The following is a 15,214-nucleotide window of genomic DNA, read 5'->3' as shown; positions in this document are numbered from 1 at the left end:
GATATGGCGATTTCTGATGGTACGGTTAGCGGCCATTTAACGCTTAAATATGACAATGTTATTTACAGATAAGTTTGATGTGATTGTGGTGGGAGGCGGCCATGCCGGTACAGAAGCGGCGTTGGCAGCGGCCCGCATGGGCTCCCGAACCCTGCTATTGACCCATAATATAGAGACCCTTGGCCAGATGAGCTGCAATCCTGCGATTGGTGGTATCGGCAAAGGGCATCTGGTCAAAGAGGTGGATGCCCTGGGTGGGGCTATGGCTCAAGCTGCAGATTTGGGCGGCATACAGTTCCGCATTCTCAACTCTCGCAAAGGTGCGGCGGTGAGGGCAACCAGAGCTCAGGCTGACCGGGTACGCTACAAAGCAGCGATTCGGCATCTGCTGGAAAACCAACCCAATCTACAGTTGTTCCAACAAGCGGTGGATGATCTGCTGGTTGAGCAGGATAGGGTCACCGGTGTTGTCACCCAGATGGGCCTGAAATTTCGCGCCGAAGCTGTGGTGCTTACGGTGGGTACTTTTCTTGGTGGCCGGATACACATCGGTCTCTCAAACTATGAAGGTGGACGGGCAGGTGATCCCCCATCCAACGCCCTCTCCAAGCGACTTAGAGATCTGCCATTCACCGTCGAGCGCCTGAAGACAGGCACCCCGCCCCGCATCGATGGCCGTTCTATCGATTATTCTCAACTTCAGGCGCAGCCTGGGGATACGCCGACGCCGGTCTTTTCATTTCTGGGATCGAGGGATCAGCACCCCCAACAGGTGAGCTGTCACATTACCCATACCAATCAGCAGACCCATGAGATCATCCGTGGCGGACTCTCCCGATCACCAATGTATGCCGGTGTCATTGAGGGCGTTGGCCCTCGGTACTGCCCCTCCATTGAAGACAAAATCGTGCGCTTTGCCGATAAGGACTCCCATCAGATCTTTATTGAGCCGGAAGGGTTGGATACCAACGAAATCTACCCCAATGGAATATCCACCAGTCTGCCCTTCGATATACAGTTTCAACTGGTGCGCTCAATGAAAGGCTTTGAGCAGGCCCAGATTACCCGCCCTGGTTATGCCATCGAATATGACTTTTTTGATCCCAGAGAGCTGAAAGCCTCACTCGAAACCAAACATGTTGAAGGCCTGTTTTTTGCCGGCCAGATCAATGGCACCACCGGCTATGAAGAGGCGGCTGCCCAGGGGCTATTGGCAGGAATCAATGCTGTGCGTTTCGCCAACGACCAGGAGTCCTGGTCACCGCGAAGGGATGAGGCCTATATAGGGGTAATGGTGGATGACCTGATAACCCAGGGGACCCAGGAACCCTATCGGATGTTCACCAGCAGGGCTGAGTATCGCTTGCTACTGCGAGAGGATAATGCTGATCTACGACTCACTGAGAGAGGCCGGGAGCTTGGCGTCGTGGATGATCATCGTTGGCAGGCATTTTGCCAAAAGCGGGAAAATATCGAGCGGGAGCAACAGCGTTTGAAAGATATCTGGCTGCGACCATCCGATGTAGAGCCAGATCGGGCGGAGGCCATATTTGGCGCTAATCTGTCGAAAGATGCCTCTGCACTCAATTTGTTGGCAAGGCCCAATGTTAGCTATCGGGATCTGCTGACCATCCCCAAGTTGGGTTCCGGTCTGGAGAATGCCCAAGAGATCGAGCAGTTGGAGGTACAGGCAAAATATGCCGGCTACATCGTTCGTCAGAAAGATGAAATAGATAAACAACGGGCCAATGAAGCAGTGGCGCTACCGCAAGACCTGGACTATGAAAACGTTCGCGGCCTCTCCTCGGAGGTGCGGGAAAAATTCCAGCGGCACAGGCCGGAAACCTTGGGGCAGGCAGGACGTATCCCCGGGGTCACCCCTGCAGCGATCTCCTTACTACTGATCCATCTGAAGAAGCGTTCAGCCTGATGGCGAAGCTGGAATTTGATAGATCCGCATGTCAGCAGCGGCTCTCGGATGGGGCGGCTCGTATGGGTATTGCACTGAGTGAATTGCAACAGCATCAGCTTTTGGATTATCTCGCGCTGATGACGAAGTGGAATAAGGCCTATAACCTCACTGCAGTTCGCGATCCGATGGAGATGGTGGGCCGACATATACTGGATAGCCTGGTGCTTCTGCCCTATCTGAAAGGAAACAACTGCCTCGATATGGGAACGGGCCCAGGCTTACCCGGAATTCCCCTGGCGATAATGCGCCCAGATATCAGCTTTACACTGCTCGACAGCAACAGCAAGAAGGTTCGTTTTCTACGTCAGGTCGTACTGGAACTGGGGATGAATCACTGCCAACCGGTACACAGCAGAATAGAGGCGTACCAACCGCACTATCCATTTAAGGTTCTAACCGCCCGGGCACTGACCTCTCTGCCTAAGCTTCTGGACTTGAGTCAGGCACTGCGTAGTGGTGAGAGCGAATTATTGGCTATGAAGGGCCGAGTACCGGATCTGGAGATTGAAGAGATAAAGCCAAACTATGATTGTACGGTGATTCCGCTGCAGGTGGCTTTCACAGAGGGAGAACGCTGTCTACTCAGGATAAAAAGAGCAGTTTCAGAGGAATCGCTCTGATCCGATAACGCGCTGTAGACGCAGGATTCTACCCCCCTCTCCACTCAACATGAGAGAAAGGTTACCACCTTGAGCGGCTGTGCCGTTATGATAGGCTCTTCCTGTCACTGTGGAATTAAGTAGACCAACATGGGTTACATCATCTCCATCGCTAACCAGAAAGGCGGTGTCGGCAAGACAACCACCACCGTTAACCTGGCGGCATCCCTGGCCGCCATGAAAAAACGTGTGCTGTTGGTGGACCTGGATCCCCAGGGAAACGCCAGTATGGGTAGCGGTATCGATAAGCACAATCTGGAAAACACCAGTTGTGAGCTGTTGCTGGGTGATGCCACCTTGCGCGAGACCCTGCAGACCTCACCTGAAGGTGGCTTCGATGTCATCCCCTCGAACGCGGATCTGACCGCAGCAGAGGTGGGCCTGATGAACAGCTCAATGCGCGAAAAACGTCTCGATCTGGCACTGGCCCCGGCTAAAGAGGATTACGAATATATCCTCATCGATTGCCCCCCATCCCTGAACATGCTCACCCTGAATGCCCTGGTGGCGGCAAATGGCGTGCTGATCCCGATACAGACAGAGTACTACGCCCTGGAGGGACTGTCGGCACTGATGAATACCGTCGAGCAGATTCGATCCCATCTCAATCAAGACCTAAGGATCGAGGGATTCCTGCGCACCATGCACGATCCCCGTAACAATCTGGCCATAGATGTCTCAGGACAGCTGCTTGCTCACTTCAAGGATGCAGTATTCAACACCATCATCCCCCGCAACGTCCGGGTAGCCGAGGCACCAAGTCACGGATTGCCGGTATTGCTTTACGATAAACTATCCCGAGGCGCAACCTCCTATCTGGCACTGGCCAGTGAGCTATTGCGACGGCATCGCCTGCGTGAGAGCGAAGCTAAAACGGTTTAACGGAAAAAATAAATGGCAGCAAAGAAAAGAGGTTTAGGTCGTGGACTGGATGCCCTGTTGGGGGGAATGCAGTCTGAGGGCGAGCAGAGTGGTAGTGAAGCGGCTACCAATGAGAGTAAACGTGACAATCTGAGTCGGCTGCCCGTCGATCTGATTCAGCGGGGGCGTTATCAACCGCGCCGTGAGTTTGATCCAGACAGTTTAAGAGAGCTGGCCGACTCTATTGCTGCCCAGGGTGTAATACAACCGATCATCGTGCGAGCGGTTGAGAATGAGCGCTACGAGTTGATCGCAGGGGAAAGACGCTGGCGGGCAGCCCAGCAGGCAGGCTTGGATGAGATTCCTGTGGTGATCAAGGAGGTCACTGAAGAGGCCGCCATGGCGATGGGGCTGATTGAAAACATCCAGCGTGAAGATCTAAACCCTCTGGAAGAGGCGAACGCCCTCAGTCGACTACTGCATGAGTTTGGCTTGACCCACCAGGAGGTGGCAAAAGCTGTTGGTAAATCCCGCACCACAGTAACCAACCTGCTGCGCCTGCTCGATCTCAACGAAGAGGTTAAATCTCTCGTTGAGTCCGGTCGTATTGAGATGGGTCATGCCCGCTCTCTACTCGGCCTGAAAGGAGAGGATCAGACCAAAGCGGCCAATCTAGTGGTCAGTCAGGGACTCTCAGTACGCGAGACAGAACGGCTTGTGCGCAAACTGCAGAATGAATCGGAAAACCCGAAGCCCAAAGCTGCAGCGTCAGCAGTAGACCCGGATATACGACGCCTGGTGACAGATCTATCGGAAAAGCTTGGTGCCAAAGTGGATCTGCAACAAGGTGGCAAGGGTAAAGGAAAGCTGATCATCGGCTATAACAGCCTGGATGAGTTGGAAGGGATTCTTGATCACATCAAGTAAAGTTAGGTATGTAAAGGGGTCGGAGTCGAGAGTTGTCATGTTGGGAATCACTTCGAAATAACATAAGCGTATGCTCTAACAAGCCACTCCGTTGTCAGTCCGACTCCGATCCCTTAGGATAAATTCCAGTAGTGTAGGGTGCGGCCCTGCCGCACCAGACGTGCTTATTAAGCGATGCGTCTTATTTATTGAATAGCAACCAGCAACACCCCAACAATACCAGATCAACGCTTAGAGTTATTATTTACTATGCTCAAAATACAAATTGTATGTAAGAGGTTAAATATAGTCTGGCGTTGAGATTACACCACAAAAAAAAGATTAATATTGAAACTATTATTGTGTAGTCATTCACTTATCCAATGGTATTAGATAAATAAGATCACCTACTTTTTATTCTAACAAGCCAGATTATCTATTGAGGTACTAAAGTGAAAAAAATAATTCAAACTCTAATGTACTCTGTATTTGCTGGAACATTAAGTACAAGTTCATTGGCAGCAGATATAATCACCCAAAAAAATATAGGCCTGCAAGCAGCGAATGACATTGCAAAAATGAGTATCGATGCCTGTCGGGATAAGGGATATCACGTCTCCGCTGTAGTGGTGGATAAACATGGAAATTTACGCAGTGCCATGCGCGATGATCTGGCAGCAAACCCAACTCTGGAGATCGCAGAGAGAAAAGCAAATATGGTAATCATGTCGGGGATAGCTACCGGTTCTTTTCGTGAGGCTAGAAGAGATATTCAACAAGAGTTGAACCATATCGATGGTTTGATTGTAATGCAGGGTGGGTTGCCAATAAGGTCTGCCGGTACTCTGATTGGTGCAGTTGGTGTAAGTGGAGCGCCTGGTGGCGAGAAAGATGAAGTCTGCGCTGCTGTAGCTTTAGAGAAAATCTCCGAACGATTGGAATTTGCAGATGAATGATTTTCATTAATTGATACATTTATGGATTTTAAAAAGCCATCTTTATACAGGTGGCTTTTTTATTTTGTAGTGCCGTAGTTATCAATATCGTTTAGTAAGTTGTTTGGAGTTACATCAGCTGTATGGAGTGGATAATTCCATATAATCGTTTTTTGGTGGGGCATGGCCCCACCCTACTGTTAAAATTGATTTGAGTGGTTATATAACAGATATCATGAGCAGTAGTGCGTAGGGTGGGGCCATGCCCCACCAAACAGTTCTAATTTTTGCTTTGAATAGCTATCTCTAATCCCCAGCTATTGTGTCGTATTAATGGTTGCGAACTCTCTATACTCACCTAATAGGTATCACAGTGCATTGTGATACTTTTGTTAATACTAGTCGTTACAAGAACTGCTAAAGTCTTATCCATCACGCCAAGACGCCTTTTGTGTAACAGTGATGAATTCTTGATTTGTGTTATGGAGAGCAAGTTTTAAAAACTTGTATGAAGCAGAAAGCTGAAGTTAGATTTTTTAACAACAGCAGCCAGTTGATCCATAGCTTGGAGATAAGGGTTTATCAAAGACCCAAAAAAATAGTGAAAAAAATTGAATCCAACTGGGTGACTGAAGCGTAACTAATCTTGAACAAAGGGTTCAGATTCACTAAGAAATGAAAAAACACTATGTGGTTTTCTCATTATAAACCGCAAATAATTGCATTATTAAATTCATACATACTCTCGGAGGAGTAAATCATGAAAAAGACCAATACTTCAGCCATCGTTGCAGGCGCAATTACCACAGCTTTAGCATTCTCCCCAGTCGGGGTTGCAAATGCAGCTGACACCGAAAAATGTTTTGGTGTAGCAAAGGCAGGTAAAAATGACTGTGCTGCCGGCCCTGGCACCAGCTGTGCAGGCACATCCACCGTAGATGCTCAAGGTAATGCCTGGATGCTGGTGCTCAAGGGCAGTTGCGGAAAGATTGTTGGCGGCAGTCTGACTGAAAAATAGTCTGACCTGCTGGACCTGATATGGATACCATTAACTTGTCTGGCAGAAAGCCTGCTCCGGTACCAATACGTGCCGGGGCAGGTTTAAAGCCTCAACATTATCAATCCGTGATCGAAAACCAGCCTGATGTTGGCTGGTTTGAGATACATCCAGAAAACTACATGGGTAGAGGTGGACCGCCGTTGCGCTATCTCGAACGGATACGCCAGGATTACCCTCTCTCACTTCACAGTGTTGGCACCTCACTTGGAAGCCACATGCCTCTGGATATGTCGCATCTGAAACAGCTAAAGATTCTGGTTGATCGATTCGAACCGGGACTGGTTTCAGAGCATCTGTCTTGGAGTCATGGATACGAGTGGTTTACCCATGACCTGATACCTCTGGTCTATACACCGGAAAGCTTACAGCTGATGGTTGATCATATTGAGCAGGTACAGGATTTTCTACAAAGACAAATCCTGATAGAAAACCCATCCTCCTATCTGCAGTTTAAAGAGAGTGTTATACCAGAACAGGTGTTTTACGTAGAAGCGGCAAAACGCAGTGGCGCAGGACTGTTATTGGATATCAATAATGTGTTTGTTTCCTGTGAGAATCATGGTTGGAGTAGTGAGGCCTATCTGGCAGATGTACCGATGGAGTTGGTTGGGGAGATTCATCTTTCAGGTCATTCTCTTCAGCAACTTGAGGGGGAGTCCTTAAGAATAGATGACCATGGTTCGCCGGTTTGTTCAGAGGTGTGGACGCTCTACCAACAATTCATAGCACGTCATGGCTTGGCGCCCACTTTAATCGAATGGGACAATAACATCCCTGAGTTTCCCGGCTTGCTTCAGGAAGTGACAGCAGCACAGAGTTTAATGGATGCTGTCGTCAACAAGGAGGTTAAAGATGTCGTTGTTGGCTGAGTTGCAGAGAAGCTTCTGTGACGCGCTGCGCACATCGGAGCCACCAGATCCAGCCTTGTTGGATAGACTACCCAACGATGGCTTAGCACTGCAAAGATTTCAGGTCTATCGAAACAATTTTATTGTTTTAAATGGTGACGCCGTTGCTGATATGTTCCCGGTCATTAAACGATTGGTGGGAGATGAAGCATTTCGTATGTTAGCAACAGCCTATGTACGTAAACATCCACCAATGGAACGTATACTGCTTTTGTATGGGGAAGCCTTTCCTGACTTTCTGCAATCGATTCCAGAATTATCAGGCCTCTCTTACCTGGCTGATGTTGCTCGATTGGAGTTTGCATGGACAGCGGCTTACCACGCAGCTGATGCTGAAGCACTTCAAGTGCAGCAGATTTCTGGTTTGGATGATAGTGACTTTTCGTCCCTTAGGCTCAGACCCCATCCTTCTATTCAGTTTCTTGAATCCGAATACCCCGTTTATCGTATCTGGGAGACCAATCAATCCGAAGATCATGATGAACAGGTCTCTCTGGACGAAGGGCCTTCTCGGTTGGTCGTGATTCGTCCCGAAATGGAAGTTGAGGTACGCGAAGTTAGTACTGGAGAATTTTTATTCCTGAAACACCTCCACGCCTCAACAACAGTGGGTGAAGCTTACGAACACACCGTTCAGGTTGAACCTGAATTTGATTTGCAGGCCTTTTTTCAACGCCATTTATTAGATGGGACGTTCTGCAGTCTTTAGAGTTTTTTCGAACATTCAAACCATAGATTTTAAATATGAATACAATAATCAACGGCCTGATATCCCTTTTTGACTTTATCGCCAAGTTTATACCTGACTGGTTGATTTCAATTATGGCGAGAGGCGCGGTCGCCTACACATTTTGGTCATCTGGCAGGTCGAAGGTATCTGGGATACTCGACATCTCCGAGTCGACCTATCTGTTATTTGAACATGAATATGATGTTCCCCTGATCCCCTTCCAGATTGCGGCACATATGGCGACCTATGCGGAACACCTGTTTCCTATCCTGTTGGTGTTCGGTCTATTTACCCGATTTGCTGCGCTATCCTTATTAATGATGACCGCGGTAATCCAAATCTTTGTCTACCCGGAGGCTTGGAATGTCCATATGTGGTGGGCTGTTGCTTTGCTGTTCCTGCTTCGGCATGGTGGCGGTAAGGTTTCCCTCGACCAATTGTTGTGGAAGAGATGATTGTGGGGTTCTGTTAGCCTGGCCTTTAGGCAGAAGTCAGCTACTGGTCGGCACTATTTAACCCTAATAAAATGTAGGTTATGGTTGATCTACTGCCCGACCAGGCCGAACTATACTCAGGTTACGATAAAATTTATGCATCTATCCTTTGACCTTATATACCAGACCCCTTATACTCCTCCCTCCTTACTGGTTAGGCTCGTATAGGGGTACCGGGAAACCGGCATGCAGCTTACCGGAAACAGTCAGATTCGCACCATTGTAGTGCTCCAATTTGGGGCATCGGTTATTATCGGTCTGGGATTGCTGTTTTTCGGTAAAACCATTGCATTGTCAGGCTTTATTGGTGCTGTTATCGCCGCGATAGCGAATGGCTATTTCGCTCTCAGGTCTTTTGCACACTACCGTGCGCAGGAGCCGGAGAAGATAGCCGGGCGCATGTTCGGTGCTGAAATCCAGAAGATGATAATGACAGGTTTGTTGTTCGGGTTGACAATTGTCACCTTCGAATCGGTCAATATCGGTTTATTATTGGCCTGCTATCTGATCGTACAAGTAGCAGTTCCAGTTATCGTATTGATTTTTAGAGACAGAAAGTTTTCATAGGTATAGGAAAAATGGCCGGCGACGCCCTTACCTCTAGTGAGTACATCAAACATCACTTGACCAATCTAACCTTTGGTCAGCACTCCGACGGCAGTTGGGGCGTGGCGCATAGCGCTGCTGAAGCAAAGGAGATGGGTTTCTGGGCTATTCACCTGGATACCATGTTCTGGTCAATATTCCTGGGTGCGCTGTTCCTCTACTTTTTCTCTAAAGCGGCAAAGACTGCAACCCAGGGGGTTCCCGACGGCTTGCAGAATTTTGTTGAGTGGATTGTCGAGTTTATCGACACCAGCGTGAGAGGCTCCTTCTCCGCGAGAAATTCCCTGGTTGCGCCCCTGGCGTTGACTATTTTTGTTTGGATCTTCCTTCAGAACTTAATGGATCTGGTCCCGGTTGATGTGATTCCTTTCATCAGCGGACTGTTGGGCATTCATTTTATGAAGGTCGTCCCCTCCACCGACCCGAACGCGACTTTTGGCATGGCCATTGGGGTGTTTCTGCTGGTGCTGTTCTACAGCATCAAGATCAAGGGTGTGGGTGGTTTTGTTGGGGAGCTGACACTTCAGCCCTTCTCCGCCAAGAATCCAGTTGTCAATCTTCTATTCATTCCAGTTAATTTTATACTTGAGTTTGTCAGTTTGATTGCCAAACCTATTTCACTTGCCCTGCGACTGTTCGGTAACATGTACGCTGGCGAGATGATCTTTATATTGATCGCCATCATGTACAACGCCGGGTTGGTATTCGGTCTGTTTGGTGGCGTTCTACAGCTGGGATGGGCCATATTTCATATCTTGATTATCACACTGCAGGCGTTCATTTTTATGACCCTGACCATTGTGTACCTGGATATGGCACACCACGAACATTGATCACATTTTCTTAAACTATATAGTTCATTAAACGGGAGACCAATAATGGAACAAGCACTGCTGTACATTGCCGGCGCGATCATGATGGGCCTTGGCGCCCTGGGCGCGGCGGTAGGCATCGGCGTTTTGGGTGGCCGCTTTCTCGAGGGCGCTGCTCGTCAACCTGAACTCATTCCTATGTTGCGTACCCAGTTCTTCATCGTCATGGGACTGGTAGACGCCGTACCCATGATCGCTGTGGGTCTGGCTATGTACGTATTGTTCGCTGTAGCTTAATAAGCTTTGAGCGAACTCTCTCTCATCTCGTCCAACGAGAGGTAATTCCGGGATGAACATCAATCTGACTCTTATAGGTCAGCTGCTCTCTTTCGCGGTGTTCGTGTGGTTCACCATGAAGTATGTCTGGACCCCGATTATGGGAGCGCTGGAAACCCGTAAAAAGGAGATAGCCGACGGACTGGCGGCAGCTGAACGAGGCCAGCACGAGCAGGAGCTGGCAAAGGAACGCGCCAAAGATGTGCTGCATGAAGCTAAAGCCCAAGCTGCTGAAATCGTAGCTCAGGCACAGAAACGTGCGGCAGAAATTGTCGATGAGTCCAAAGGTACTGCCCGTGTGGAAGGTGATCGTATTATCACTGCTGCACAGGCTGAAATCGAGCAGGAGACCAATCGCGCACGTGAACATCTGCGTGAGAAAGTTGGGCTCTTGGCTGTGGCTGGTGCTGAAAAGATTCTCAAAAAAGAGATCGGCGCCGACGCACACCAGGATATCGTCGCGGCCTTGGCCGAAGAGATTTAGGGCAAAATTATGGCCGGTGAAGCTACCACAATCGCCCGCCCCTACGCGGAAGCGGTGTTTGCACATGCCGATGAGAAAGGTAACCTCGAGCTTTGGCAAGAGATGCTTAACTTTCTATCGACCGTCGTTGAAGATGAAACGGTTTCTAAGGTTGTTAGAAATCCGCTAGTCGATCAGCAGGCAATGACCGATCTGCTGCTGGAGATTGCCGGCGGTCGGATAAATGAAGAGGGAGGTAATCTGATCAGGCTCCTGGTTCAGAACCGCCGTCTTCAGGTTCTGCCTGAGATCAACGTACTCTTCGATGAGCTTAAAGCGGAAAAGGAGAAGGTGATGAGTGTCCATGTCACCTCTGCTTATGCGCTCAAGCCCGCGCAGGAAAAACTCATTGCTGAAGCCTTAAAGGCGAAGTTGGGACGCAATATCACTATTACCAGCGAGAAGGACACCGACCTTATTGGCGGTGTACATATTCGCGCTGGAGATATGGTGATCGACGGTTCCGTCCGTGGAAAACTTCAGCAACTGGCTAACGAATTGGGAATCTAAGCGAGAAGCCATCATGCAACTCAATCCATCCGAGATCAGTGAACTGATCAAAAGTAAGATCGAAAAATTCGATCTAAAGACCGAAGCCCGCAACGAGGGTACGATCATCAGTCTGACTGATGGTATCGCCCGCATCCACGGACTCGAAGACGCCATGTCTTACGAGATGTTGGAATTTCCGGGAAACACTTATGGGCTAGCGCTCAACCTCGAGCGTGATTCAGTCGGCGCTGTGGTGCTGGGTGATTACAAACACCTGACTGAGGGCGATGCGGTAAAATGTACCGGTCGTGTACTCGAAGTGCCAGTTGGTGAAAGTATGCTGGGACGCGTGGTCGATTCCTTGGGTACCCCCCTTGACGGAAAAGGCGACATTAAAGCGGAAGGCTCTTCACCGATTGAAAAAGTGGCGCCTGGGGTTATCGAGCGTAAGTCGGTAGATCAACCGGTTCAGACTGGTATCAAGTCTATCGATGCTATGGTCCCGGTCGGGCGTGGTCAGCGCGAGTTGATCATTGGCGATCGTCAGACTGGTAAGTCTGCTGTTGCCATCGATGCAATCATCAATCAGAAAGGCACCGGCGTAAAATGTATCTACGTTGCGGTTGGCCAGAAGAACTCCACCATTGCACAGGTTGTTCGTAAGCTCGAAGAGCATGATGCCATGGCCCACACCATCATCGTTGCTGCGCCAGCTGCGGATTCTGCCGCGATGCAGTTCATCGCCCCCTACTCCGGCTGCACCATGGGTGAATATTTCCGCGACAAGGGCGAAGATGCGTTGATCATCTATGATGATCTGACCAAGCAGGCATGGGCTTACCGTCAGGTATCTCTGTTGCTGCGACGTCCACCAGGTCGTGAAGCCTACCCAGGTGACGTCTTCTATCTGCATTCCCGTCTTCTGGAACGTGCTGCCCGAGTCAATGCTGACTATGTCGAGAAAAAGACAGGCGGTAAGGTCAAGGGTAAAACCGGGTCACTGACCGCATTGCCGATCATTGAAACCCAGGCTGGTGACGTATCAGCATTCGTACCCACCAACGTAATTTCGATCACCGACGGTCAGATCTTCCTTGAGGCGGATCTATTCAACGCCGGTATCCGTCCGGCCATCAACGCCGGTCTTTCAGTATCCCGTGTTGGTGGTGCTGCACAGACGAAGATCATCAAGAAGTTGGGTGGCGGTGTTCGTTTGGCACTGGCTCAATATCGTGAATTGGCTGCTTTCTCACAGTTTGCATCTGATCTCGATGAAGCGACTCGTAAGCAACTGGAACGTGGTGAGCGGGTAACTGAGCTAATGAAGCAGGCACAATACACGCCACTATCCGTGGCCGGTATGGGTGTCTCGCTGTTCGCCGCGAATGAAGGCTACCTGGATGACATCGATGCAACAAAAATTGTTGACTTCGAATCATCACTGCAAGCTTATATGAAGAGTAACCAGAAAGAGCTGATGGACAAGATCGATGAGTCCGGCGACTACAATGCCGAAATCGAACAAGCCCTTCACGATGCTCTCAAGGACTTCAAGGCTAACCATACTTGGTAGACGTCAGGCAATCACGATATAGGGTTTAAGCAATGGCGGGTGCAAAAGAGATCCGGACACAGATCGGCAGTATCAAGAATACTAGCAAGATCACAAAGGCTATGGAGATGGTGGCCGCATCTAAGATGCGTAAGGCGCAGAACCGTATGACGGCGACGCGTCCCTATGCTGAAAAGATGCGTAATGTAATTGGGCACCTTTTCCATGCTCATCCGGAGTACAAGCACACCTTCATGATCGAGCGTGAAGTGAAGCGTGTTGGTTATATTATCGTCTCATCAGACCGTGGTCTGTGTGGCGGTTTGAACAGCAATCTGTTTCGCAGGCTGATCAAGGAGTTGAAGGGGTATCACGACACTGGTGTAGAAGTTGATTTCTGCACCATCGGTAATAAGGCTCTGGGCTTTTTCGGACGTTTCGGCGGCAATATTGTCAGTCAATCAACCCAACTGGGTGACATGCCTCATATTGAAGATCTTATCGGTACTGTCAAAGTCATGCTAGATGCATATGCGGAAGGCAAGATTGACCGCATCTATATTGCGTACAACAACTTCGTCAACACCATGACGCAGAGTCCGACTTTCGAACAGCTTGTCCCGATTGCCTCCAACATGGAGGAAGAGCTCAAGCATCACTGGGACTACATCTACGAGCCGGATTCGAAAGAGGTTCTCGATAACCTGCTAGGTCGATATGTCGAATCACTGGTCTATCAAGCCGTGGTTGAAAATGGCGCTTGCGAACAGTCAGCCAGAATGGTCGCCATGAAGTCTGCATCCGATAATGCTAAGAGCCTGATCGATGAACTGCAGCTGATCTACAACAAAGCCCGTCAGGCAGCGATCACGCAGGAGATCTCGGAAATCGTGGGTGGTGCGGCGGCTGTCTGATGACAGGGCCAGTTACAGAATTAAATTTTTTATTTTTTTGAGAGTCGCCTCGAGCGGCAAGAGGAACCAGAAATGAGTTCGGGCAAAGTAGTTGAAATCATCGGCGCTGTGGTGGATGTACAATTTCCCCGTGGCGAGATGCCTAAGGTCTACGAGGCACTGAAGATCGACGAGGCGGATCTCACCCTGGAAGTTCAGCAGCAACTGGGTGACGGTGTGGCAAGGGCCATCGCCATGGGTTCGACCGACGGACTTAAGCGCGGTGTAACCGTCGAAGCCACCGGTTCGCCGATCCGTATACCTGTTGGTCAAGGTACACTGGGTCGCATCATGGATGTACTGGGTAACCCGGTTGACGAAGCAGGCGATGTCAAAGCAGACAAGCTGATGCCGATCCATCGTCAAGCGCCAAAGCTTGAAGATCAGGCCTCTACAACAGAGATTCTCGAAACAGGTATCAAGGTAATCGATCTGATCATGCCCATCGCCAAGGGCGGTAAGATCGGCCTGTTCGGCGGCGCCGGCGTAGGCAAGACCGTTACCCTGATGGAACTGATTCGTAACATCGCGGTAGAGCACTCTGGCTTCTCAGTATTCGCTGGTGTCGGTGAGCGTACTCGTGAAGGTAATGACTTCTACCACGAAATGGCAGAAGGTGGCGTACTCGATAAAGTAGCTCTGGTTTACGGTCAGATGAACGAGCCTCCTGGCAACCGTCTTCGTGTTGCGTTGACTGGTTTGACCATCGCTGAGAACTTCCGTGATGAAGGTCGTGACGTTTTGATGTTCGTTGATAACATCTATCGTTATACCCTGGCGGGCACCGAGGTATCAGCACTTCTGGGACGTATGCCTTCAGCGGTAGGTTATCAGCCAACCCTGGCTGAAGAGATGGGTGCTCTGCAAGAGCGTATCACCTCCACAAAGACCGGTTCGATCACCTCATTTCAGGCGGTATACGTACCAGCTGATGACTTGACCGATCCATCACCAGCTACCACCTTTGCTCATCTGGACGCGACCCTGGTACTTTCCCGTCAGATTGCTGAGTTGGGTATCTACCCTGCGGTTGATCCACTCGATTCCACATCCAGAATCCTTGATCCGAATGTCGTGGGTCAGGAGCACTACAGTGTTGCACGGAATGTGCAGGGAACCCTGCAGCGCTACAAAGAGTTGAAGGATATCATCGCCATCCTGGGTATGGACGAGCTATCTGAAGAAGATAAACTGGTTGTACAGCGGGCTCGTAAGGTCCAACGTTTTCTGTCCCAGCCCTTCTTCGTGGCGGAAGTATTCACCGGCTCACCCGGTAAGTACGTCTCGTTGAAAGACACCATTTCCGGATTCAAGGCAATTGTTGAGGGCGAGTATGATCACTTGCCTGAGCAGGCTTTCTACATGGTCGGCGGTATCGATGAAGCAGCCGAGCAAGGCGGGAAGGGCTAATAGCC

Annotated in this window: 17 protein-coding genes; all 17 read left to right on the top strand. The window is 49.8% G+C overall.

Going from position 1 to position 15,214, the window contains the following annotated elements:
• Positions 1 to 55: 55 nt before the first annotated feature.
• Complete coding sequence (mnmG, locus tag AC4IFB_RS04870) at positions 56 to 1,930, top strand: tRNA uridine-5-carboxymethylaminomethyl(34) synthesis enzyme MnmG (protein ID WP_490777759.1); 1,875 nt, start codon at positions 56 to 58, stop codon at positions 1,928 to 1,930.
• A complete protein-coding gene (rsmG, locus tag AC4IFB_RS04865) occupies positions 1,930 to 2,592 on the top strand; it encodes a 16S rRNA (guanine(527)-N(7))-methyltransferase RsmG (protein WP_490779536.1) in 663 nt (220 codons plus the stop codon). The genes mnmG and rsmG overlap by 1 nt, the downstream gene beginning before the upstream one ends.
• Positions 2,593 to 2,721: 129 nt before the next feature.
• Complete coding sequence (locus AC4IFB_RS04860) at positions 2,722 to 3,513, top strand: ParA family protein (RefSeq protein ID WP_490777659.1); 792 nt, start codon at positions 2,722 to 2,724, stop codon at positions 3,511 to 3,513.
• A 12-nt stretch (positions 3,514 to 3,525) separates the two neighbouring features.
• Entirely contained in the window at positions 3,526 to 4,419 is an 894-nt protein-coding gene (locus tag AC4IFB_RS04855) for a ParB/RepB/Spo0J family partition protein (RefSeq protein WP_490777658.1), read from the top strand.
• Between the two features lie 431 nt (positions 4,420 to 4,850).
• Positions 4,851 to 5,354, top strand: coding sequence for a GlcG/HbpS family heme-binding protein (locus AC4IFB_RS04850; protein ID WP_490779535.1), 504 nt, complete (start codon positions 4,851 to 4,853; stop codon positions 5,352 to 5,354).
• A 739-nt stretch (positions 5,355 to 6,093) separates the two neighbouring features.
• Positions 6,094 to 6,351 carry a BufA1 family periplasmic bufferin-type metallophore gene (locus AC4IFB_RS04845; protein ID WP_490777657.1) on the top strand — a complete coding sequence of 86 codons (258 nt, stop codon included), beginning with the start codon at positions 6,094 to 6,096 and terminating at the stop codon, positions 6,349 to 6,351.
• Positions 6,352 to 6,371: 20 nt separating this feature from the next.
• Positions 6,372 to 7,262 carry an MNIO family bufferin maturase gene (gene bufB, locus AC4IFB_RS04840; RefSeq protein WP_490779534.1) on the top strand — a complete coding sequence of 297 codons (891 nt, stop codon included), beginning with the start codon at positions 6,372 to 6,374 and terminating at the stop codon, positions 7,260 to 7,262.
• Positions 7,246 to 8,010, top strand: a complete 765-nt coding sequence (locus AC4IFB_RS04835) for an HvfC/BufC family peptide modification chaperone (protein ID WP_490779533.1) — start codon at positions 7,246 to 7,248, stop codon at positions 8,008 to 8,010. Before bufB ends, AC4IFB_RS04835 begins: the two co-directional genes overlap by 17 nt.
• Positions 8,011 to 8,045: 35 nt before the next feature.
• Positions 8,046 to 8,486, top strand: coding sequence for a DoxX family protein (locus tag AC4IFB_RS04830; RefSeq protein ID WP_490779532.1), 441 nt, complete (start codon positions 8,046 to 8,048; stop codon positions 8,484 to 8,486).
• Between the two features lie 225 nt (positions 8,487 to 8,711).
• Positions 8,712 to 9,092: an ATP synthase subunit I gene (locus tag AC4IFB_RS04825; RefSeq protein WP_490777653.1), complete on the top strand. Its 381-nt coding sequence runs from the start codon at positions 8,712 to 8,714 to the stop codon at positions 9,090 to 9,092.
• A gap of 11 nt (positions 9,093 to 9,103) precedes the next feature.
• Positions 9,104 to 9,964, top strand: coding sequence for a F0F1 ATP synthase subunit A (gene atpB, locus AC4IFB_RS04820; RefSeq protein WP_490777652.1), 861 nt, complete (start codon positions 9,104 to 9,106; stop codon positions 9,962 to 9,964).
• Positions 9,965 to 10,009: 45 nt separating this feature from the next.
• Positions 10,010 to 10,240: a F0F1 ATP synthase subunit C gene (gene atpE / locus AC4IFB_RS04815; protein WP_068994713.1), complete on the top strand. Its 231-nt coding sequence runs from the start codon at positions 10,010 to 10,012 to the stop codon at positions 10,238 to 10,240.
• Positions 10,241 to 10,292: 52 nt separating this feature from the next.
• Positions 10,293 to 10,763, top strand: a complete 471-nt coding sequence (locus tag AC4IFB_RS04810; protein ID WP_490777651.1) for a F0F1 ATP synthase subunit B — start codon at positions 10,293 to 10,295, stop codon at positions 10,761 to 10,763.
• A gap of 9 nt (positions 10,764 to 10,772) precedes the next feature.
• Positions 10,773 to 11,312, top strand: coding sequence for a F0F1 ATP synthase subunit delta (locus AC4IFB_RS04805; protein WP_490777650.1), 540 nt, complete (start codon positions 10,773 to 10,775; stop codon positions 11,310 to 11,312).
• A gap of 13 nt (positions 11,313 to 11,325) precedes the next feature.
• Positions 11,326 to 12,867 (top strand): F0F1 ATP synthase subunit alpha, encoded by a 1,542-nt coding sequence (atpA, locus tag AC4IFB_RS04800; RefSeq protein WP_490779531.1) that lies wholly within the window; start codon positions 11,326 to 11,328, stop codon positions 12,865 to 12,867.
• Positions 12,868 to 12,899: 32 nt separating this feature from the next.
• Positions 12,900 to 13,760, top strand: coding sequence for a F0F1 ATP synthase subunit gamma (atpG, locus tag AC4IFB_RS04795; protein ID WP_490777648.1), 861 nt, complete (start codon positions 12,900 to 12,902; stop codon positions 13,758 to 13,760).
• 72 nt (positions 13,761 to 13,832) lie between these two features.
• A complete protein-coding gene (atpD, locus tag AC4IFB_RS04790) occupies positions 13,833 to 15,209 on the top strand; it encodes a F0F1 ATP synthase subunit beta (RefSeq protein WP_490777647.1) in 1,377 nt (458 codons plus the stop codon).
• The last annotated feature ends 5 nt before the right edge of the window (positions 15,210 to 15,214 follow it).

Source organism: Candidatus Thiodiazotropha sp. AKIB8 (assembly GCF_058244675.1).
This window is presented reverse-complemented; position numbering and strand designations above follow the sequence as displayed.

Excerpts from the sequence above, each read along its gene's own strand:
- mnmG (WP_490777759.1), top strand. The coding sequence starts at position 56 with ATGTTATTTACAGATAAGTTTGATGTGATTGTGGTGGGAGGCGGCCAT.
- rsmG (WP_490779536.1), top strand. The coding sequence starts at position 1,930 with ATGGCGAAGCTGGAATTTGATAGATCCGCATGTCAGCAGCGGCTCTCG.
- AC4IFB_RS04860 (WP_490777659.1), top strand. The coding sequence starts at position 2,722 with ATGGGTTACATCATCTCCATCGCTAACCAGAAAGGCGGTGTCGGCAAG.
- AC4IFB_RS04855 (WP_490777658.1), top strand. The coding sequence starts at position 3,526 with ATGGCAGCAAAGAAAAGAGGTTTAGGTCGTGGACTGGATGCCCTGTTG.
- AC4IFB_RS04845 (WP_490777657.1), top strand. The coding sequence starts at position 6,094 with ATGAAAAAGACCAATACTTCAGCCATCGTTGCAGGCGCAATTACCACA.
- bufB (WP_490779534.1), top strand. The coding sequence starts at position 6,372 with ATGGATACCATTAACTTGTCTGGCAGAAAGCCTGCTCCGGTACCAATA.
- AC4IFB_RS04835 (WP_490779533.1), top strand. The coding sequence starts at position 7,246 with ATGTCGTTGTTGGCTGAGTTGCAGAGAAGCTTCTGTGACGCGCTGCGC.
- AC4IFB_RS04830 (WP_490779532.1), top strand. The coding sequence starts at position 8,046 with ATGAATACAATAATCAACGGCCTGATATCCCTTTTTGACTTTATCGCC.
- AC4IFB_RS04825 (WP_490777653.1), top strand. The coding sequence starts at position 8,712 with ATGCAGCTTACCGGAAACAGTCAGATTCGCACCATTGTAGTGCTCCAA.
- atpB (WP_490777652.1), top strand. The coding sequence starts at position 9,104 with ATGGCCGGCGACGCCCTTACCTCTAGTGAGTACATCAAACATCACTTG.
- atpE (WP_068994713.1), top strand. The coding sequence starts at position 10,010 with ATGGAACAAGCACTGCTGTACATTGCCGGCGCGATCATGATGGGCCTT.
- AC4IFB_RS04810 (WP_490777651.1), top strand. The coding sequence starts at position 10,293 with ATGAACATCAATCTGACTCTTATAGGTCAGCTGCTCTCTTTCGCGGTG.
- AC4IFB_RS04805 (WP_490777650.1), top strand. The coding sequence starts at position 10,773 with ATGGCCGGTGAAGCTACCACAATCGCCCGCCCCTACGCGGAAGCGGTG.
- atpA (WP_490779531.1), top strand. The coding sequence starts at position 11,326 with ATGCAACTCAATCCATCCGAGATCAGTGAACTGATCAAAAGTAAGATC.
- atpG (WP_490777648.1), top strand. The coding sequence starts at position 12,900 with ATGGCGGGTGCAAAAGAGATCCGGACACAGATCGGCAGTATCAAGAAT.
- atpD (WP_490777647.1), top strand. The coding sequence starts at position 13,833 with ATGAGTTCGGGCAAAGTAGTTGAAATCATCGGCGCTGTGGTGGATGTA.